Origin of the sequence: Labrenzia sp. CP4 (genome assembly GCF_001579905.1) — a bacterium.
In the GTDB taxonomy this organism is placed as follows: domain Bacteria; phylum Pseudomonadota; class Alphaproteobacteria; order Rhizobiales; family Stappiaceae; genus Roseibium; species Roseibium algicola.
Genome location: NZ_CP011927.1, coordinates 5,301,523 through 5,320,476, shown reverse-complemented (window position 1 = coordinate 5,320,476; position 18,954 = coordinate 5,301,523). Strand labels below are relative to the sequence as shown.

The following is an 18,954-nucleotide window of genomic DNA, read 5'->3' as shown; positions in this document are numbered from 1 at the left end:
AGGCGAGATAAAATTTTGCAAGTTTCATCAGAAGGTTATGTCGGCAATATGGCACTTGTAAATCTCCTGTTCCGCTGGCTGGCCCCCATTCTCGCGGCAGTCTTTCTCACCGCTGCCACCGCCAGTGCACAGGATCCGGAGACCATGCCCGATCGGCTGCGCCTCGGTGTTGTCGTGGCGGCAGATGAAGGGGCCCGGGACCGGGTGGAGCCTTTCCGCCTCGCGCTTGAGGAAATTGCCGACCTGCCGGTTGACCTCTTTCTGATGGATACCATGGCCGATGCTGTTGAGGCGCTTGCTTCCGGAAAGATCGACTATGCTCGCCTTTCACCATCTGCTTATGCTGCCGTGCATCAGCTCTGCAGTTGCGTAGAGCCGTTGGTCACCGCCGCTCCGGATGATTTTCCAGCGCGCTTTTACGCCATTCTGATCGCGAAGCGCGGCGCAGAGCAGGGAACCCTGGCAGACCTCAAGGGGAAGCGCCTTGCTGTCGGTGGTACCGACTCCGTGACCGGTTATCGTGTTCCGCTCGCCAATCTGGCGGCTGACGGTGTTGACGCGCGCGCGCATTTCAGCACTCTTGTTGAGGTGAAGGACCCTGTTGAGGGCCTCCGCGCCGTTCTGGACGGCCGGGTCGATGCGACCCTTGGCTGGTCGTCATTGGCGGGGGAGGCAAAGAATGGCTATACGGCCGGAACACTCAATGATTTTTATGTTTCGGGAGAACGCGGTTTCAAGGATCTGGAAATCGTCTGGCGCTCGCCGCCGATCCCCTATTCCGCTCACAGCGTGCGCAAGGATTTGCCTGACGCGTTGAAACGGCGTCTCAGGGCCGGATTGATGGACATGCGCCGGGAAGCACCCGACGCCTATCTGGCCATAGAACCGGACCTGCCGGGCGGTTTCGAGCCTGTGGTGCATGCCGACTACCGGCCGGTGCTGCGCACTTACGAGGACGATTACGCCACGCTGCTGGATCCAGCAGGCCGCTGAAGGAACCCTGCAGCGTTTGAACGATCGTCAGGCACCAGCGGCGGCGCTGCCCAGAAGCCGTTCGGTGTGGCGCCGGATCATTGCTTCTTCGTCGGTCGGAATGACCAGTACATTGATGCTGGAGGTGTCGGTGGAGATCATCTCCGCTCCAGCCTCGTTCCGGACCGGGTCGATTTCAAGACCGAGCCATTCCTGACCGGCACAGACCTTCTCACGGACCAGGGCAGCGTTCTCGCCGATTCCACCGGTAAAGACCACTGTGTCGAGACCGCTCAGAACGGCGGCCATGCCTCCGAGTTCCCGCCGGATGCGGAAGACGAAATAATCGATGGCTTCGGCGGCTTTCGGATCGTCGCTCTGCGTCAAGGTGCGCATGTCCTGGCTGATGCCGGAAAGCCCCTTGAGCCCGGACTGCTTGTACAGCAGGTCGGAGACCGCATCTGGGCTCATGCCCTTTGTCGTCAGCAGATACAGCACCACGCCCGGATCGAGCTGGCCGCAGCGCGTGCCCATCGGCAAGCCGTCAAGCGCGGTGAAGCCCATCGTCGACCCGATGCTCTGGCCTTCTCGAATAGCGCACATGGAGGCGCCGTTGCCGAGGTGGGCGACGACTAACCGGCCTTTATAGATTTCAGGATGAACCTGCTTCAGATAGGAGCATATGTACTCGTAGGACAGGCCGTGAAAGCCGTAGCGGCGTACACCTTCGTCATAGAGAGGCCGGGGCAGGGCGAAGGTATCGTTGACCCATGGGTGGCTGCGATGAAAGGCGGTATCGAAACAGGCGACCTGCATGGCCTCTGGAAAGGCTTCTCTGGCTGCAGTGATCCCTGCCAGGTTATGCGGCTGATGCAGGGGCGCAAGCGGTTCGAGCGCCTTTAGGTCCTCAAGGATCTCAGCCGTCAGGCGAACCGGTTCGGTGTGGGTGACACCGCCGTGGACGACCCGATGACCTACTGCATCGACACTGCGTCCTCCAAGTTCCTGTTCCAGAACCGGTAACAGCGCCGCGAGCGACGCCCCGTGGCTTCTGCCTTCGTCCGCGGACAGTTGCCGGTCCACCCTTGTGTCGGAAACCCGTGAGGCAAGGGAGATATGCGGCTGGGCACCCAGTCCGGAAATCTGCCCCTTGAGTTGAACGGTGTCACCCGAATAGAGGGTGAACTTGATCGAGGATGAGCCCGAATTAAGGACAAGAATGACCGGGTCCATGGTTACTCGCCGTCCCGGTCGAGGATACCTGCCGGATTGCCGGTTGCCTGCCAGTGCATGTAGAGCAGGGCGAGGGCACAGGAGGCGAGGCGGGCCCGGCTGTCGTCGGCTCTGCTCGTCAGCATGATGGGGACCTTCGCTCCGATCACCAGCCCGGCCGCTTCCGCGTGGGCGATAAAGGTCAATTCCTTCGCGAGCATGTTGCCCGATTCCAGGTTCGGCACGATCAGGACCTCTGCATGTCCGGCAACCAGCGAGGTGATGCCCTTGGTCCGGGCTGCCTGCACATCGACCGCATTGTCCATTGCCAGGGGACCGTCGACGATCGCACCGGTGATTTGTCCACGTTCGGCCATCTTGGAAAGAACCGCCGCATCGAGACTGGACGGGATCGCCGGGTTTACGGTTTCGATGGCGGACAGGACCCCGACACGCGGCATTTCCAGGCCGAGAGACAGGGCGGCGTCAATGGCGTTCTGGGTGATGTCGACCTTGGTGTTGAGGTCGGGCGTGATGTTGATTGCAGCATCCGAAATCAGGACCGGGGTCTTGCGGCCCGGGATGTCCATCACGAAGACATGGCTGATACGCCGCTTGGTTCGGAGCCCGCCATCGCGTTTGACCACGTGGTGCAGAAGATGGTCGGTGTGAAGGTGGCCCTTCATCACGGCCTTGACCCGGCCTTCATGGACCAGCGCAACGGCACGGCCGGCCGCTTCCATTTCATCTTCGATATCGATCAGCTCATACGGACCGAGATCTTCGTCGAGTTCTTTGGCTGCAGCTTCAATCCGGCTCTTCGCGCCAATCAGAATCGGCATGATCAACCCCTCGCGGGCGGCCATCAAGGCACCTTCCAGCGAGTTGGGATCGTCCGGTGCAGCCACCGCGGTCGGCAAGGCAGGCAGGGTCTTTGCCAGTTCGATCATCCGGTTGAAGTGCCGGTGGCGCTGCACCAGGATCGCCGGAATGTCGCTGGAATCGAATTCGATAAGCTCTGTCGGCGCGGCGACTTCGGCAACGCCTTCAACAAGGCGGGTACCGTCTCCCCGTGTTACCGACATGTCGAACAGGACAATGTTGTCCGGACGTTTTTCGGTTGCCGTGACCCTGACATGCAGTTTGTCGCCGACCGCAGCTCCGCTCAGAAAGCGGAACGACTGCGCCTTGTAGATCGTGCCGGGTCCGGGAAGGATGTTGCCGAGCACCGCGGAGGCAAGCCCCCCGACCCACATGGCCGGTGCTACCGGTTTGTCGACCAGGCCATCGCCGGTCCAGTCCGTGTCGGGAAGATGTATCGGATTGTGATTGCCGGAAGCGTGCGCGAAAACCAGAAGGTCGTTGGAGGAGCATTCGCGGACGATTTCTGCGGTATCGCCGACCTTGATCTGATCGTAAGTCTTGTTTGTCGCCATCGGTTCAAAAATCCCATACTTAAAAGTGCATATTGCGACGCAGCATTCCGGAGCAGATTAGCCGGAATGTGCGACGTTACAAATACGGGAGTTAGCGTAGGCGCGTGTCCGACCGATTGAAACGGGATCACGTAACGCGAAACAGACACGTTCTGGCGCTGCAATGCCCGTTTCCAAGGCGTTCGGCGTTTATCTTCAGCAGGCCGGACACTTGACGGTATCGGTCAATCGCGGGCGCAGATAATAGGTATCGCTCAGGTCGATCGAGGACGCCCTGGAAAAATACTCGGTAAAAAGACCGGAGAACGTCGGCACATAGTTCAGGTTGGCCTGCGTCACGACGATGGAAGTGTTCGCTGCGGCCACCGTGGCAGGCAGTTCGATCGGCGGTGTCGACCCTTCCGCCCACGGGCTGCCGCCCTTGGACGAATAGCTCCAGTCGACAGCGGGATCACCGTCCTCGTCGAAGGTTACACTGGCGACAATCGTTTCCAGATTGGTATCCGGATAAGGATCCAGGATCTTTCCACCCAGAGCCATCATGGCGCTCAGGTCGGCAGGGGTAATGGTTTGCGCCTGGGCCACAAGGTCGGCGACCGAGTTGGCTATGCGGCTGACCTTGCGGTCATAGTTCAAGGTGCCGGTGACCTCTTCCATGCCGATCAGCAGGATCAGCAGAAAAGGCAGGATCATCGAAAACTCGATTGCGGACACGGCGCGCTTATCGGCGTGGAAGCTCCTCAGTCCGGCAAGCCGGCGCCGGAAGTGGCCGAAATGACGAGGCATCTTAGTTCCAGGGTTCATTTCGAAACACCAATGTAGAGGTGAGATAGCGTTCGCTGCCATGATCGGCGAGGTTGAGCGACAGAAGCGACGTGATCATCGGCCACCTGTAGATGACGTTGACCACGACGATCTCGCCCGCACCGGCGTCTTCGTAGTTGGACTCTTCCTTCAGGTTGCCGTCTTCATCGTAAAGACTTTCGCCGGCGGATTTGGCCAAGGCAAAAGCATCGACCTTGTCGACGTCGACCACCAGGCGATCCAGTGAACAGAGAAAGTCCGGCAGGTTACCGCAAATCCGGGTCTTGAAGGTGGCAGCATCGTAACCGCCATCATGTGCCTGGCCGGTGCGGATTTCGCGGGACGCATTGATCACGGCATTGTCGACCATCCGGTTTACGAAATGGGACAGGCCCACCTCGATGATCCCGAAAACGACTGTAAAGAAGGGCAGGGCGATCAGTGCGAATTCGACGGCTGTAGCGCCACTGTCGTTCTTGCCGAAGGACGCACGCCCTCTTTTCCGTCTCGAGACGAGGAGCCGTTTCAACAAGCGCATTCGGTGACTACTCCGTTAGGGGACCCGTTACTGCTGCCCGCCGGCTGCCTTGGTCGCCAAATCATTGCGTGCGCTTGCCTGATCTGCGGTTTCCTTGAAGGCTTCAATCGAGTCCCCAAGGCGCAGGACCGGTTCGCATGCCGGATTGCAGGACAGCGATTCCCGCGAGGCCTTCCTGTATACGGAGACGACGTCATCATCCGACGCCTTCACCGTAATGACTTCGTCGACGATCGGCTTGTTGTCACCATCAAGGATCACGAGGTTTGTTGTGCCGTAGCTCTTGCCGGTAATGACGACGGTGTTCTGATCGAACATCGCGACATCCGCGATAAAGGGGTTGCCGACAATAACCGCTGCGGCGCCGTCCTCGATCCGAAAGACCTTGGCGCGATCGACCGTAACAAGCACAGGGCCGTCCTGTGCGACCGCAACGGTTGCGCCAAAGGCAACGGCGAAAAGGCTTGTCCATCTGATTAGCTGCGCAAACATGCCTATGGATACTCCAATTGTGCATTTCCATAGAAGATCATGCGTCAAACGTGGTGAACGATCTGCTAACGACCCGGCGAAGGAAGTGTAAATGGATGTTCTTTTGCTTTTTCAGGGACAATTCTACGTTTGTTTTGCCTTTATTCGTGGGTACGTGGATATTCTTCTCCCTCGGTAAAATTTCAGAGGCGGGAAGAAAAATAGAAGTTCGGGGAATTAGCGTATAACGCCGATCAAGCCCAAAATAAAATCTAAGAAACAAACTGGACAAATCGCGCGATCATGTAGATAATTCTGTATGAGATTAAATTATACGTGTTTATATTAAAGTTTTTTGATCGTATTAACGAATTTTTATCTATACGTCTTGTTAACTATAGTAATAATTGCCAGCATTCTTTTTGGCTGGGATGGTAAATTTAACTGCTTGGAAAGCTCTCTGTCCTAGGGTGAGCCTATGTCCAATCGGACACAAAAGATCCGACGGACTTGAAGCTGTCAATTCAGTGGTACTTGGAGCAAAACACATGAAATCTCTTATCAACCGTTTCGTAAAAGACGAATCTGGCGCAACTGCAATCGAATACGGCCTCATCGCTGGCCTGCTGTCCATCGTCATCATCGGCGCACTGGCAGCAACCGGTACGTCCCTGAGCGCGATCTTCACTCGCATTCAGACGCAGCTCGGCGTTGCAGCTACCGACATCGCTTCCTAAGCGTCGTCTGGCGGCTCAAGCTGCCAAACAGGTTGAACAAGAACGGGCGGTTTTTCCGCCCGTTTTTTGTTCTGCCGGGCCGTATTTCCGCGAAATGTTAACCTCTGCCCCCTAGCCTTGAGGCATCAGGTTTTCAACGAGACGAATGTTCCATGGTTCAGGCCGCAATTCTCGTCATTTTTCCGATGCTGGTCGCCTTTGGCGGCGCATCCGATCTGCTGACAATGACTATCCAGAACCGGGTTTCCCTGCTGCTGATCGCTGGGTTTGCCATTCTGGCGGTCGCGACAGGCTTGCCGTTGCAAGCCTGGGGGATGCATGCACTCGCCTTTGCGGTCGTCTTTGCCCCGTGTTTCCTGTTTTTCGCCTTCGGATGGATGGGCGGAGGCGACGTCAAGTTCATCAGTGCCATTGCGCTCTGGATTGGCTTTTCGCACGAACTGCTGATGTTCGTTCTCTTTGTTGCTGTCTACGGCATGTTCCTGACGCTGGGGCTTTTGGCCTTACGGCAGAATGCGGTGGTGCCGTCCGTGCTTTATCGGCAGGAATGGTTCGCTCGTCTGCATGACAGCAAAAGCGGCATTCCCTATGGCATCGCAATCGCGATTGCCGGTCTTCAGGTCTATTCCTCTACTTATTGGTTCGACCTCATTCGTTGAGGTCTTGTCCTGATGGGCTTTGGCTGCCGGTTCGAATCGCGCCTGGCCGAAGACCTGTTGGGGTTCGACTACCGTTATGGGTCATCACTTTGAAGTGAGCCATTTGCTCCTGGTTGGCAAATGCTAGCCGGCGAACGGATTTTTCTGCTTCAGGCCGCCGTTCTCCAATTTGTCTGCAGGTGTTTCAGATAAGCAAAAACACGGTCTTTGAAGCTGTGAGACGGTGTTGTGGCCCAGTATTCGTTGCAGAATGCATCAATTTAAGAAAGTGTTCAGTAAAGTTAACGAATATTAACCGAAAACATCCATATCTGATTAACCATGTTTTGACCAATTACCCCTCATCCTAGTCGGGAACAGCGCATGTGCGCATTGGAATATTGGGTTTTGGTCATGAAAATCGCGCGAATTTTCGTCCTGGCAATTGCTGTAGCGGCAGGCATCATCGCTTTCCGCATGGTCATGATGTCGGGCAACAAGCCAGCAGAGCCTCAGATCGTACAGGCACCTGCCGCCGAGCAGACCAAAACGCAGGTTTTGGTTGCCCAAAGGGATATTCCGCTCGGTGCCAAACTCACGGCGGACGACATGAGCTGGGCGAAATGGCCTGAAGATGCCGTTCCCTTCGGAGCCGTGACGAAAGAGGCCTCGCCTCTGGCCAACGAGGAACATGAAGGCCGAATCGCCCGGGCACCGATTTTTGCCGGTGAGCCCGTTCGCCCCGAGCGTCTTATTAATACCGACAAGGGCTTCATGGCGGCGATCCTGCCCAAAGGCAAACGCGCAATCGCCGTCAGCGTGGAAGCGGAAACAACGGCAGGCGGTTTCATTCTGCCGGGCGACAAGGTCGACCTGATCCTGACCCGCAAGTCGGATACGGGCGCTCTCAGCGAAACGATCCTGGAAAACATCCGCGTCCTGGCAATCGACAGCACGACCGCAGGCGAGCAGGACCAGAAAAACCTGTCACCAAAGCGCACAGCAACGCTGGAACTGACCCTGCCTCAGTCCGAGGTGGTCGCTCAGTCGCAGCAGATCGGCACGATCGCGCTTGCCTTGCGCAGTGCCCAGGATTCCGCCGATGACGCGGACGATGAGGGCGGTCGCCGCCGAGGTGTCAGCTACGTGAAATACGGCGTGACAAGCCAGGCAGGTGCGCAATGAGCCCGGTTGAAAACAGAACGTCCAGCAAGAGGGGCGCGATGAAAAACTATCTTCACAAGCTGGCTGCCACGGCTGTTTTGCTCGGAGGACTGATGGGAGTGTCGGCTCCGGCAGCACAGGCGGAAGGCAACTTCCCGAGCCAGGTCCATATCGCCGCCGGTGAACGGGCAACGGGCCGCATCCTGAACGTCGGCGTCGGCCGGTCGGTGGTGGTCAATCTCGCGGAAGACGCAGCCGATGTGCTGGTGTCCAACCCGGAAATCGCTGATGCCGTCCTCAGAACACCGCGCCGCATCTTCGTGATCGGCAACACCGCGGGTCAGTCTCGACTGGTTCTTTTCAGTCGAAGCGGCCGGGAGCTGGCCAGCTTCGACGTCCGTGTCGAAAAGGATACATCCGATATTACCCGGATCATCCGGAAGCTTATTCCCGGTTCCAACATTTCCGCAGAATCGATCAACGGCAGTGTTGTGCTCAGCGGGACGACCAAAAGCACGCTGGAAGCCCAGCAGGCAGCGGATATCGCGGCGAAGTTTCAAGGTGCCAAGGGCGCAAGCGAAGTCATCAACCTGATTTCCGTCGCCGGCAAGGATCAGGTTCACCTGAAGGTCACGGTTGCGGAAGTCGAGCGCTCGATCATCAAGCAGCTCGGCGTCCAGTTCCAGGGCACCATCGGCGTTGGCAATTTCACGCCCTTCATGTCCAGCCTGCCGAACTTCACCGTGAACCCTTCCATCGTGAACCAGGCAGTTGGCGGTACGCAGCTGTCTGCGGGGGCGACGAGCATCACCGCACAGGTGGAAGCCCTGCAGCGTGAGGGCGTCATCCGCACACTGGCTGAGCCGACCCTGACGGCGATTTCCGGTGAAAACGCAAGTTTCCTCGCAGGTGGGGAATTCCCGATCCCGATTTCCCAGCAGGACGGCGAGATCAGCGTCGAGTTCAAGAAGTTCGGTGTCGGTCTCGACTTTACGCCCGTGGTTCTGTCCGAAGGTCGGATCAGTCTGCGTGTGAAGACCGAGGTCAGCGAACTGAGCAACGATGGCGCAGTCTCCGCAGGCGGGATCACCATTTCCGCCCTGAAGGTACGCCGTGCGGAATCAACCATGGAACTGCCGTCCGGCGGCACGCTGGTGATGGCCGGCCTTCTGCAGGAATCCTATCAGCAGGCGATCGAAGGTGTCCCCGGTCTGATGCAGATCCCGATCCTGGGTGCGCTGTTCAAGAGCCGCGACTTCCTGCGTGAGCAGACGGAACTGGCAGTCTTCGTGACGCCTTACGTGGTTCAGCCGGTTGCAGTCAGCAAGCTGCAGCGCCCGGACAAGAACCTGATGGCGCCGTCGGATGCCGAGACGATTTTCCTGAACCGGCTGAACAAGATCTACAACCCGACCGGAGCCGCCGCCGAAGGCATCTATCACGGTCAGGTTGGCTTTATCTACAAGTGAGAACGGACGGATGAACATGTCAAACACGGTCCGCAGCAAGACGCTCTCGCAAACCGCACTTGTGGTCTTTGGGTGCCTGATCGCAGCCGGTTGCCAGAACCAGTCGCAGAGCCAGCTTCTGGCATCTCACGACTACAGGCTGATGCACCCGATCGTTATCACCGAAGAGCCGGAAACGCTGGATCTCCCTGTTGGACGCAACACGCGTAACATCAACGGGCCGATCGAAAGCACCATTGCCGCCTTTGGCCAGCAGTCCCGGCAAAAGGGCGACGGATCCGTCGAGATCCTGGTGCCGTCTGGAGGGGCCAACGAGGCAGCGGTTCATTCCATCACGCCGAAGATCCGTCAGGCATTGCAGCGCGGGGGCGTTTCAAGGAACAGGATCAGCACCCGAACCTACTCGGTGGGTGATCCCGGCGCAGATGCACCGATCCGCCTGTCCTATGCGCGCATGCAGGCAACTGCGGGCGAGTGTGGGGCCTGGCCGAAAAACATCGGCGGCGGCTTCGGCGAAAACTTCAACTACGAGAACTTCGGATGTGCCAGCCAGGCGAACCTGGCGGCAATGGTCGACAATCCGTCCGACCTGATCACGCCGAGAGCATCCGATCCTTCCGATCAGGGCCGGCGAGCTGTGGTCATAGAAAAATACCGGAAGGGCGAAGTCACCGCGGGTGACTTCACCGAAGGTGTCGGCGCCGAAGTTGCCGAGGACTAGGGGATAGCTATGAGTGCCAACCCAGACTTGAAAGATATGTCCGGCTACATGGATCCCATTTCCGAGCCTGCGGATCACAACTACGCGGGCAGCGACGATGGTCTCCATATCGGCTCCATCCCGCGCATCACGGTGCACGGTTTCTGCCTGACCGACGCCACCATGCGGGTGGCCGAGGCCTCCATGGAAGATCGCCGCATGGCAAAGGCGCACCTGAAGCTGGATATGGGCGGTATCCCGGCGGCGATCGAAACCTTCGAACAGGCTCCTACACCGAACCTGATCATCGTTGAAACGTCCGGCAGGCGGGAAGACCTTCTTTCGAGCCTCGATCATCTGGCGGAATACTGCGACGCCGGTACAAAGGTGATCGTTATCGGCGATGTCAACGATGTCATGCTGTATCGCGATCTGATTTCCCGCGGCGTCAGCGAGTATTTGATCACGCCTGTCAGCGTGTTCCAGCTGATCGGCTCAATTGCCAACCTTTATGCCGATCCGGCGGCTGAGCCGCTTGGCCGCACCATCGCGTTCTTCGGCGTAAAGGGGGGCTGTGGTGCTTCGACAATCGCTCACAACGGAGCCTGGGCACTTGGCCGCGTGTTCCAAAGTGAGGTCGTGGTGGCAGATCTGGATCTGCCATTCGGCACTGCTGGGCTGGATTACAATCAGGATCCTCTCCAGGGCGTTTTCGAGGCCGTGTCTTCTCCGGAGCGCCTGGACGAAACGTATCTCGATCGCATTCTGTCCAAGTGCAATGAGCACTTGAGTCTGCTGGCCGCACCGGCAACGCTTGAACGCACCTACGACTACAGCGAGAAGTCCTTCGACCTGCTGGTCGAGACAATGCGCGCCGGGGTGCCGAGCGTCGTGCTGGACGTGCCGCATTCCTGGAATGCCTGGGTCAAGAACACATTGCTTGGCGTCGACGAGATCGTGCTTGTCGCAGAGCCGGACCTTGCCAACCTTCGCAATGCCAAGAACGTTGTCGACATGTTGAAGCAGCTGCGGCCGAACGACCGCCCGCCGCATCTCATCATGAACAAGGTCAACGTTCCCAAACGCCCCGAAATCAAGCCGGAAGAATTTGCCGGAGCACTCGGCCTGTCGGTTCACGCGATAATCCCGTTCGAACCGCAGCTGTTTGGAACGGCAGCCAACAACGGACAGATGATTGGTGAGATTGACGGCAAGCACGCGATTGCGCGCGTGTTCGACGACCTGGCACACACCATCTCCGGCAAGGCCCAGCCCGTCAGGGCGTCCAGGTCGAGCCTCGGTGGTTTGCTTTCGAAACTGAAGCGGAAGGCCGGCTAGGCCGGCCTGAGAGCGGAGCAGATAGTTCGTTATGTTTGGTAGACGTGGCAGCTCATCGTCTGGACCCCAGACCCTTCGGCCAGGTGGCATACCCGGGTTGCAGGACACGCCTGCGCCGGCGGAACAGGCTAAACAGCCGGAACAACCGGCGCCGCAGAAGATCCAGACCGAGCCTTCCCAGCCGGCGGCCGCGCCGACACCTCCGCCACCGCCTCCGCCGCCCGAGCCTCAGCCGGCTGCCCCGGCAGCGCGGAAGAAGAACAGCGAATATTACGAGACCAAGGCCCAGATCTTCAATGCGCTGGTCGAGGCGATCGACCTGTCACAGCTGGCTCGTCTCGATGCCGAAGATGCTCGCGACGAGATCCGCGATGTCGTGAATGACATCATCGCGCTTAAGAACGTGGTGATGTCCATTTCAGAGCAGGAAGATCTGCTGGAAGACATCTGCAACGACGTACTTGGTTATGGTCCGCTGGAGCCTCTGCTGGCTCGCGACGACATCGCCGACATCATGGTCAATGGCGCACACACGGTCTATATCGAAACCTCCGGCAAGGTTGAGCAGACCGGTGTGACGTTCCGCGACAACGCGCAGTTGATGAACATCTGCCAGCGCATCGTGAGCCAGGTCGGCCGCCGCGTTGATGACAGCAGCCCGATCTGTGACGCCCGTCTTCCCGACGGCTCCCGTGTCAACGTTATCGCGCCACCGCTCGCCATCGACGGCCCGGCCCTCACCATTCGTAAGTTCAAACGCGACAAGCTGACACTTGACCAGTTGACCAAGTTCGGCTCGATCACGCCGGAAGGGGCGACGATCCTGCAGATCATCGGTCGCTCACGCTGTAACGTGCTGATTTCCGGCGGTACCGGTTCGGGCAAGACGACGCTGCTCAACTGTCTGACTGCCTATATCGAGAGCACCGAACGCATCATTACCTGCGAAGATTCTGCCGAACTGCAGCTGCAGCAGCCGCATGTGGTGCGCCTGGAGACGCGTCCGCCCAACCTGGAAGGGGAAGGCGAGATCACCATGCGCGATCTCGTCAAGAACTGCCTGCGTATGCGTCCTGAGCGGATCATCGTGGGCGAAGTGCGTGGCCCGGAGGCATTCGACCTCCTGCAGGCCATGAACACCGGTCACGACGGCTCCATGGGAACCCTGCACGCCAACTCCCCGCGTGAAGCCCTGTCCCGTCTGGAATCCATGATCACAATGGGCGGTTTCTCGCTTCCGTCCAGAACCCTGCGCGAGATGATCGTTTCGTCCATCGACGTGGTGGTCCAGGCGGCGCGTCTTCGCGACGGTTCCCGCCGCATCACCCATGTGACGGAAGTAATGGGCATGGAAGGCGACATCATCACCACCCAGGATGTCTTCCTCTACGATATTGTCGGCGAAGACCCGAACGGCAAGATCATCGGTCGCCACCGCTCCACCGGAATCGGTCGTCCGAAATTCTGGGAGCGGGCAAGATACTTCGGCGAAGAAGCCCGTCTGGCACAGGCACTGGATGCTGCCGAGATGCCTGAATATGTAGCTGATTGAGGACCCCATGTCCGGACTTGAAGAGTTTCTCACGCCTGAAATCACCGGCCTGGCCGTCGCCGCCCTGGTGATGCTTGCCGTTGGCGGCATCATCTACAGCCTGTTTCAGCCTGCTCTGTCCGGCTCCAAGCGGCGCGATCAGCGCGTGAACGCGGTCGCAGCGCGGCCCCAGAGCGAAAATCAGCGCAAGGCCCTTCGTGATGTCGACCGGCGCAAACGGTCGATCCAGGATCAGCTGAAGGAATTCGAGGTACGGCAAAAGGCCAAGCAGGACAAACAGCAGAAGGTCTCGCTGAAGGTCAAGATCGAGCAGGCCGGCCTGGCCTGGGAGACCCATCATTTCGTGATCTTCAGTATCGTTGCCGGTCTGGTCTTCCTGATCCTTGGATTGATTTTCAGCGGAAATCTGCTCATTGCGGCAGCCTTCGGCTTTGCCGGCACGCTGGGTTTCCCCCGCTGGTACGTTTCCAGCAAGCGCAAGCGCCGCTTCAACGCGTTTCTTGACGAGTTGCCGAACGGCGTCGACATCATCGTGCGCGGCGTCAAGGCCGGTCTACCTCTCAGCGACTGCATCAAGGTGGTTGCCCGCGAAGCCCGCGAACCTGTCGCGACCGAGTTCCGCAAGATCACCGAAACCCAGATCATGGGGATTTCGCTTGCCGAAGCGGTCGGCAAGTTGCCCGAACGAGTTCCGCTGGCAGAAGCCAACTTCTTTGCCATCGTGGTTGCCATTCAGCAGAAGGCTGGTGGTGGCCTGGCCGAGGCATTGAACAACCTGTCCAAGGTGCTGCGCGGCCGCAAGGCCATGAAGCGCAAGATCAAGGCACTCAGCGCCGAAGCGAAATCCTCCGCCGGGATCATCGGTTCATTGCCGTTTTTCGTCGGTGGGATCATGTACCTCATTTCGCCGAACTACATTCTGGTTCTGTTCGAGACCACGGCCGGAAACATCATCATCGCTGGCTGCCTGTTCTGGATGTTCTGCGGCATCATGGTGATGCGCGCGATGATCAACTTCGATTTCTAGGAGACGACATGGATATCGATACCATCGCATCCAGTCAGTTTCTGGCAGCTGTTCTGGCCATGGTGGCGGTCACGGGAACCATCTTTTCCCTGGTGATGCCACTCCTGTCCCGCGACACGTTGAAATCGCGGATGAAATCGGTCGCGATCGAGCGCAACAAGCTGCGCGCCAAGGAGAGGGCCCGTCTTCAGGCAGCCCAGGCAGACGCAAAGGCTTCCCTGCGAAACCAGCCCAAGGCGCAGATGAAAAGCCTTGTCGACCGGCTGAATCTCAAGGAAGCGCTTTCCGATGAAAGCACGGTCGAAAATCTCAGAATGGCCGGCTACCGTGGCTCCGCACCGCTTTACTACTTCCTGGTTGCGCGCATAGCGTTACCTGTCGGTATCTTCGCCTTCACGGTGGCCTACGCATTTCTCGTGCTGCCCGACGACTTCCCGGCATTGTCGAAGCTCTGCTTCTGTCTGGGTCTTGCCGGCCTCGGCGCTTTCATGCCGAACATCTACCTGAAGAACAAGATCGACAAGCGCAAGCTGACCATCCAGCGGGCCTGGCCGGATGCACTGGATCTCATGCTGATCTGCGTGGAATCGGGCATGTCCATCGAAGAAGGTTTCAAGCGCGTTGCGGAAGAAGTCGGTGTGCAGTCGGTTGAGCTGGCAGAAGAATTATCGCTCACGACGGCCGAACTGTCTTACCTGAGCGACCGCCGTATCGCGTATGAAAACCTGGCGAAACGCACTGGTGTCGAAGGTGTGAAGAACGTGATGATGGCGCTTATCCAGGCCGAGCGTTACGGTACGCCTGTCGGCACGGCCTTGCGCACGATGGCGGACGACACCCGCGAGCAGCGCATGCAAATGGCCGAACAGAAGGCTGCTTCCCTGCCGCCGAAGCTGACGGTGCCGATGATCATGTTCTTCCTGCCTGTGCTGTTCTTCATCATCATGGGGCCGGCAGTGATTCAGGTGATCAACACCTTCCAATAGGCAGCAGGTTCGCTCTCCGGCGCGTTTATCGCAGGAGGCCCTGGGTTTACTTAGCGACAACCGGAAACCGGATGCGTCAAACGCGCAAAAGGAGTGCCGATGTTGAGCAGCACTCCTTTGGTCGGTTTTCCAAATTTTCTGGATTTAGTTCTGGCCCGACGCGGGCAGTTCAAGGCCGTACAGTCATTTAGAAAAGCGGAACTTGTTGAAACCGCGCTGTTGCCTCAGCCCTGCTGGCGCTTCTGCATCATGGTGCGTAGATAAGCGATGTTGGCTTGGGCCTGCTGCGGATCGATCTCGGACTGGGCCACCTGGATGGCTTCGTCAAACTTGCCCTGGATGCCAAGCACCAGGGCCAGGTTCTGGCGAACGCGGCTGTCTGCGCCGGGCAGGGTGGCTGCCTTGCGCAGGGTATATTCCGCGTCGGGCAGATCATTGGACAGCAGATACGACAAACCCAGGTTGTTCAGGAGACTGGGATCGTTTGGCGCTATGATCAGTGCCTGCTTGTAGAGGCTGCGGGCCTTGTCGTGGTTGCCGGTCTGATCATAGATTGCCGCTTCAGCGGACATCAGCCTCCAGTCCGGCGTGTCCGGCCTCTGGGCACCACGAATGACGTTCAGCGCTTCGTCGAAACGGCCGTTCATCGCCAGAACCTTGCCATAGGCGGAAGAGATTTCCCGGTCCTTGGGATGTGCGATCACGCCGGACCGAAGAACGGCCATGGCCTGCGGAATTTGTCCGTTCTGGCTGAGAGCGCTTGAATAGCCAAGAATGGCACTGCGGTCCTTGCGATCGCGTTCGTAGGCCTTGGACCATTTGGACACCTGTGCCAGTGCCTGCGAGGAGCCCGGCGAAGTGTAGCCGGAGGCAGGGGAGTGCGTGCCGGTGTTGGCGCGGTTGGAAGCACAGCCAGTGACAACGACAAGCGCCGACATGGCCAGCAGCGTCGTAGCGAGACGAGTGCGACGGCGAACGGAACCGGTTCTGGGCGATTGCATTTCCAACATCCTTGTTGTCGGCGGCTTTCAGGTTTCCTTATGAGAAATAGATAATTAACCCTAATGCTTGGTTAAGCACCGTTGCGAAATGCGAGAAGCGGTGCGCATCGACGCGCACCATATTGCGTCCGAACGCCGGGCATCCTAGGTCTTGAAGATCGAATCCAATCTCCAACGGAGGTCCTCCCGTGCGCGAAAGCCTAGTCCGCAAGAGCGATGTTTCCAGCTCCACGCCCATCCACGCCGTCACCGAGGCAAGCCTGCCTCAAGTTCTGGACGGGCTCGGATCAGCAGCATTGAACTGGTGCAAGGTCAACGATTTTGCAGGCAAGCCCGCAACATCCCTGCTTGTCCCGGGAGCAGATGGTGCTGCGGTGCTGTTCGGCGTAGAGGATGGCGGTCTGTCGCATCCGCTGGCACTAGGTGGCCTGGTCGCCGGACTGCCGGAAGGTGATTACCATCTTGCCGAGGGGTTTCCGGATCCCGAACAGGCGGCGCTCGGCTTTGCCCTCTCCACCTATTCCTTTACCCGCTATTTGAAAAACGAAGGCAAGTCCCGCCGTCTTGCCGTTGACGAGACTGTCGACCTGGATCGACTCGGAACGATTCTCGACGGGGTCCAGCTGGCGCGTGATCTCATCAATACGCCCGCGAACGATCTCGGACCGGGGGAACTGTCCCAGGCCGTTGTCGCCCTGTTCAAGCAGCATGGCGGCACCGGGCGTATCGTCATCGGGGAAGATCTTCTGGAAGAAAACTTCCCGATGGTGCACGCAGTCGGCAAGGCCAGCAGCCGCGCGCCGCGCCTGGCAGACTTCACCTGGGGTGACGAAGCCGCGCCCAAGGTCACTTTGGTGGGCAAGGGCGTCATCTTCGATACCGGCGGTCTCAACCTGAAACCGGGCTCCTCCATGGCGCTGATGAAAAAGGACATGGGTGGGGCGGCCAATGTGCTGGGCCTTGCGTCCATGATCATGGCGTCAAAGCTTCCGGTGCGTTTGCGCGTCATCGTTCCCTGTGTCGAAAACGCTGTTGCCGGAAACGCCTTCCGGCCGGGAGACATCCTGCCGAGCCGCAAGGGGCTGACCGTCGAAATCGGCAACACCGATGCCGAGGGCCGGTTGATCCTCGCCGATGCCCTGGCGCTTGCAGACGAGGAGAGCCCGGAAATCCTGATCGATATGGCAACGCTCACCGGTGCTGCCCGCGTTGCTCTGGGGCCGGATCTGCCGCCTTACTATACGGACGACGAGGAACTTGCCGAGGACATCGCGGTCATGGCCGAGGCTGCCGCCGACCCGCTGTGGCGCATGCCGCTGTGGCAGCCCTATCTGAAATATCTCGACAGCAAGGTTGCCGATATCAATCACATCAATACATCCGGCGCTGGATTCGCTGGGTCGATCACGGCGGCGCTGTTCCTGTCCCGCTTTGTCGAGAACACCGGCAGCTGGGTTCACTTCGATATTTTCGGCTGGACCCCGATGGAAAAGCCCGGAAAACCGATGGGTGGGGAAGCCCAGGGCATTCGTGGTCTGTTCGATGTCCTTTCGGAGCGTTTTGCGGGCGTACAATAACGGCTCCGAAACGTTTTCGTGCTTCGATGGTCATGGAGATGGATGGGGGAAAAGGATGGGACCCTGTAACTCATGGCCGTCGAATTGCGTGCCTCGCAGGCGCTGAAACTGATGCACGAGGTCAATCTGGCGCTTGTTCGCGATAGCGAACAGGATCTTTCCGCGCGCCAGTTGACGATCCTGATGACAGTCTATCTGGAGCCGCCGCCGCATACGGTGCGCGGGTTGGCTGCCAAGTTGAATGTCACCAAACCTGCCATCACCCGGGCGCTTGACACTCTGGGCGGTATGCGGCTTTTGTCGCGCAAGCGCGACGAAGCCGACAAACGCAATGTGATCATCACTCGCACGGTGGAAGGCGCACTTTATCTGGAGCAGCTTGGCGATCTCGTGGTGGAAAAGGCCCGGGAACTGCCGCGCTGACAGTCCAATCCATTTCGGGATCGACCATGACCGAGACCTTCGACCGCCGCCGCCATCCGGTCCGTGCCGACCTTGCCGCCATCGACTATGAAGGCCGGGCAGCCGCTAGCCGTTTCGCCGAGGGCGAAGTGTTTCAGGTCATTGCCGACCAGCTGCCGATCCGGCCTGAACCGCGCCCGGACAGGCCGATCGACACCGAAGCCCTCAGCGGCGAATGGGTGACGGTTTACGAGCAGACGCCGGAAGGCTGGGCCTGGGGACAGCTCGACACGGACGGCTACGTCGGCTGGTTCTCCTCCGACGACCTTGGGCCGGTGAAGCCGGCAACCCACCGGGTGCGCGCCCTTCGGACCTACCGTTACCCGGTTGCCGACCTCAAGTTTCCGCCACTCGGGCTCCTGTCCATTGGCTCGCTGGTCACGGTTATCGGTGAAACCGAAACGCGTGGGCTGGCCTATGCGCTCCTCAGCGATGGTTCGGCGGTTGTTGCCAAACATCTTGTGCCGCTGGACGCCGTTGAAGATGACTGGGTGGCTGTCGCCGAAGAGCTGATCGGCACGCCCTACCGCTGGGGTGGACGCTCGAGCCTGGGTCTCGATTGCTCGGCGTTGGTGCAACTTGCGGCGCAGACAGGCGGACACGACCTGCCGCGCGACAGCGACATGCAGGAAGCGGAAGCCGGCGAAGCCGTTCCGCACGACGATCCGGCCGCATTGAAACGTGGTGATCTGCTGTTCTGGAAAGGCCATGTCGGCATCATCGCGGGCGAGAACCGCCTTTTGCACGCCAACGGCTTCACGATGACCGTCGCCTATGAGCCACTGGACAAGGCAATTGATCGCATCGCGGCAACGGAATGGGGCGCGATCACGAAGGCGCGGCGCCTGCCGGAGTTGTAAGTGGACAAGA

Annotated in this window: 19 protein-coding genes; 13 read left to right on the top strand and 6 right to left on the bottom strand. The window is 59.0% G+C overall.

Translation table 11 applies throughout. The annotated features are described in order from the left end of the window. The first annotated feature begins 48 nt into the window (after positions 1 to 48). The gene (gene phnD, locus ACP90_RS24380) at positions 49 to 993 is read left to right on the top strand and encodes a phosphate/phosphite/phosphonate ABC transporter substrate-binding protein (protein WP_062490519.1); all 945 of its coding nucleotides are present in this window, start codon (positions 49 to 51) and stop codon (positions 991 to 993) included. Positions 994 to 1,020: 27 nt separating this feature from the next. Here the strand turns inward: phnD and ACP90_RS24375 are convergent, their stop codons facing one another. The 5 genes from ACP90_RS24375 to ACP90_RS24355 all read right to left on the bottom strand — a co-directional run bounded on the left by ACP90_RS24375 (position 1,021) and on the right by ACP90_RS24355 (position 5,454). After that, complete coding sequence (locus tag ACP90_RS24375; protein ID WP_062490516.1) at positions 1,021 to 2,205, bottom strand: acetate/propionate family kinase; 1,185 nt, start codon at positions 2,203 to 2,205, stop codon at positions 1,021 to 1,023. A gap of 2 nt (positions 2,206 to 2,207) precedes the next feature. Beyond that, positions 2,208 to 3,620 carry a bifunctional enoyl-CoA hydratase/phosphate acetyltransferase gene (locus ACP90_RS24370; protein WP_022999747.1) on the bottom strand — a complete coding sequence of 471 codons (1,413 nt, stop codon included), beginning with the start codon at positions 3,618 to 3,620 and terminating at the stop codon, positions 2,208 to 2,210. A gap of 195 nt (positions 3,621 to 3,815) precedes the next feature. Then, complete coding sequence (locus ACP90_RS24365) at positions 3,816 to 4,406, bottom strand: hypothetical protein (protein WP_208993400.1); 591 nt, start codon at positions 4,404 to 4,406, stop codon at positions 3,816 to 3,818. Position 4,407: 1 nt separating this feature from the next. Further along, positions 4,408 to 4,962 carry a TadE/TadG family type IV pilus assembly protein gene (locus ACP90_RS24360; protein WP_031268901.1) on the bottom strand — a complete coding sequence of 185 codons (555 nt, stop codon included), beginning with the start codon at positions 4,960 to 4,962 and terminating at the stop codon, positions 4,408 to 4,410. Between the two features lie 27 nt (positions 4,963 to 4,989). Beyond that, positions 4,990 to 5,454: a pilus assembly protein N-terminal domain-containing protein gene (locus ACP90_RS24355; RefSeq protein WP_055657461.1), complete on the bottom strand. Its 465-nt coding sequence runs from the start codon at positions 5,452 to 5,454 to the stop codon at positions 4,990 to 4,992. Between the two features lie 527 nt (positions 5,455 to 5,981). Here ACP90_RS24355 and ACP90_RS24350 point away from each other — a divergent pair. The 9 genes from ACP90_RS24350 (at position 5,982) to ACP90_RS24310 (ending at position 15,044) form a co-directional block, all read left to right on the top strand. Next, positions 5,982 to 6,170, top strand: coding sequence for a Flp family type IVb pilin (locus ACP90_RS24350; protein WP_022999751.1), 189 nt, complete (start codon positions 5,982 to 5,984; stop codon positions 6,168 to 6,170). 152 nt (positions 6,171 to 6,322) lie between these two features. Further along, complete coding sequence (locus ACP90_RS24345) at positions 6,323 to 6,829, top strand: prepilin peptidase (protein WP_022999752.1); 507 nt, start codon at positions 6,323 to 6,325, stop codon at positions 6,827 to 6,829. 393 nt (positions 6,830 to 7,222) lie between these two features. Then, positions 7,223 to 7,993: a Flp pilus assembly protein CpaB gene (gene cpaB / locus ACP90_RS24340; protein WP_062491950.1), complete on the top strand. Its 771-nt coding sequence runs from the start codon at positions 7,223 to 7,225 to the stop codon at positions 7,991 to 7,993. Between the two features lie 38 nt (positions 7,994 to 8,031). Further along, the gene (locus tag ACP90_RS24335; RefSeq protein ID WP_077290872.1) at positions 8,032 to 9,441 is read left to right on the top strand and encodes a type II and III secretion system protein family protein; all 1,410 of its coding nucleotides are present in this window, start codon (positions 8,032 to 8,034) and stop codon (positions 9,439 to 9,441) included. 16 nt (positions 9,442 to 9,457) lie between these two features. After that, positions 9,458 to 10,162, top strand: coding sequence for a CpaD family pilus assembly protein (locus ACP90_RS24330; protein WP_208993399.1), 705 nt, complete (start codon positions 9,458 to 9,460; stop codon positions 10,160 to 10,162). Between the two features lie 9 nt (positions 10,163 to 10,171). Further along, the gene (locus ACP90_RS24325; protein WP_062490512.1) at positions 10,172 to 11,479 is read left to right on the top strand and encodes a CpaE family protein; all 1,308 of its coding nucleotides are present in this window, start codon (positions 10,172 to 10,174) and stop codon (positions 11,477 to 11,479) included. A 31-nt stretch (positions 11,480 to 11,510) separates the two neighbouring features. Beyond that, a complete protein-coding gene (locus tag ACP90_RS24320; RefSeq protein ID WP_055657464.1) occupies positions 11,511 to 13,031 on the top strand; it encodes a CpaF family protein in 1,521 nt (506 codons plus the stop codon). A 7-nt stretch (positions 13,032 to 13,038) separates the two neighbouring features. Then, entirely contained in the window at positions 13,039 to 14,058 is a 1,020-nt protein-coding gene (locus tag ACP90_RS24315; protein WP_022999758.1) for a type II secretion system F family protein, read from the top strand. A gap of 8 nt (positions 14,059 to 14,066) precedes the next feature. Continuing rightward, a complete protein-coding gene (locus ACP90_RS24310; protein WP_022999759.1) occupies positions 14,067 to 15,044 on the top strand; it encodes a type II secretion system F family protein in 978 nt (325 codons plus the stop codon). A 224-nt stretch (positions 15,045 to 15,268) separates the two neighbouring features. Here the strand turns inward: ACP90_RS24310 and ACP90_RS24305 are convergent, their stop codons facing one another. Further along, the gene (locus ACP90_RS24305; protein WP_051990112.1) at positions 15,269 to 16,045 is read right to left on the bottom strand and encodes a tetratricopeptide repeat protein; all 777 of its coding nucleotides are present in this window, start codon (positions 16,043 to 16,045) and stop codon (positions 15,269 to 15,271) included. Positions 16,046 to 16,233: 188 nt separating this feature from the next. On the opposite strand from ACP90_RS24305, the gene ACP90_RS24300 reads away from it, so the two are divergent. From ACP90_RS24300 to ACP90_RS24290, 3 genes are all read left to right on the top strand, one after another. After that, positions 16,234 to 17,622: a leucyl aminopeptidase family protein gene (locus tag ACP90_RS24300; protein WP_062490510.1), complete on the top strand. Its 1,389-nt coding sequence runs from the start codon at positions 16,234 to 16,236 to the stop codon at positions 17,620 to 17,622. A 72-nt stretch (positions 17,623 to 17,694) separates the two neighbouring features. Then, the gene (locus ACP90_RS24295) at positions 17,695 to 18,045 is read left to right on the top strand and encodes a MarR family transcriptional regulator (RefSeq protein WP_006934185.1); all 351 of its coding nucleotides are present in this window, start codon (positions 17,695 to 17,697) and stop codon (positions 18,043 to 18,045) included. A 26-nt stretch (positions 18,046 to 18,071) separates the two neighbouring features. Further along, on the top strand, positions 18,072 to 18,944 hold the full coding sequence (locus ACP90_RS24290) for an NlpC/P60 family protein (RefSeq protein ID WP_062490508.1): 873 nt from the start codon (positions 18,072 to 18,074) through the stop codon (positions 18,942 to 18,944). Positions 18,945 to 18,954: the final 10 nt, after the last annotated feature.

Coding starts and splice junctions, on each gene's coding strand:
- phnD (WP_062490519.1), top strand. CDS start 49: ATGGCACTTGTAAATCTCCTGTTCCGCTGGCTGGCCCCCATTCTCGCG.
- ACP90_RS24375 (WP_062490516.1), bottom strand. CDS start 2,205: ATGGACCCGGTCATTCTTGTCCTTAATTCGGGCTCATCCTCGATCAAG.
- ACP90_RS24370 (WP_022999747.1), bottom strand. CDS start 3,620: ATGGCGACAAACAAGACTTACGATCAGATCAAGGTCGGCGATACCGCA.
- ACP90_RS24365 (WP_208993400.1), bottom strand. CDS start 4,406: ATGCCTCGTCATTTCGGCCACTTCCGGCGCCGGCTTGCCGGACTGAGG.
- ACP90_RS24360 (WP_031268901.1), bottom strand. CDS start 4,962: ATGCGCTTGTTGAAACGGCTCCTCGTCTCGAGACGGAAAAGAGGGCGT.
- ACP90_RS24355 (WP_055657461.1), bottom strand. CDS start 5,454: ATGTTTGCGCAGCTAATCAGATGGACAAGCCTTTTCGCCGTTGCCTTT.
- ACP90_RS24350 (WP_022999751.1), top strand. CDS start 5,982: ATGAAATCTCTTATCAACCGTTTCGTAAAAGACGAATCTGGCGCAACT.
- ACP90_RS24345 (WP_022999752.1), top strand. CDS start 6,323: ATGGTTCAGGCCGCAATTCTCGTCATTTTTCCGATGCTGGTCGCCTTT.
- cpaB (WP_062491950.1), top strand. CDS start 7,223: ATGAAAATCGCGCGAATTTTCGTCCTGGCAATTGCTGTAGCGGCAGGC.
- ACP90_RS24335 (WP_077290872.1), top strand. CDS start 8,032: ATGAAAAACTATCTTCACAAGCTGGCTGCCACGGCTGTTTTGCTCGGA.
- ACP90_RS24330 (WP_208993399.1), top strand. CDS start 9,458: ATGTCAAACACGGTCCGCAGCAAGACGCTCTCGCAAACCGCACTTGTG.
- ACP90_RS24325 (WP_062490512.1), top strand. CDS start 10,172: ATGAGTGCCAACCCAGACTTGAAAGATATGTCCGGCTACATGGATCCC.
- ACP90_RS24320 (WP_055657464.1), top strand. CDS start 11,511: ATGTTTGGTAGACGTGGCAGCTCATCGTCTGGACCCCAGACCCTTCGG.
- ACP90_RS24315 (WP_022999758.1), top strand. CDS start 13,039: ATGTCCGGACTTGAAGAGTTTCTCACGCCTGAAATCACCGGCCTGGCC.
- ACP90_RS24310 (WP_022999759.1), top strand. CDS start 14,067: ATGGATATCGATACCATCGCATCCAGTCAGTTTCTGGCAGCTGTTCTG.
- ACP90_RS24305 (WP_051990112.1), bottom strand. CDS start 16,045: ATGCAATCGCCCAGAACCGGTTCCGTTCGCCGTCGCACTCGTCTCGCT.
- ACP90_RS24295 (WP_006934185.1), top strand. CDS start 17,695: ATGGCCGTCGAATTGCGTGCCTCGCAGGCGCTGAAACTGATGCACGAG.
- ACP90_RS24290 (WP_062490508.1), top strand. CDS start 18,072: ATGACCGAGACCTTCGACCGCCGCCGCCATCCGGTCCGTGCCGACCTT.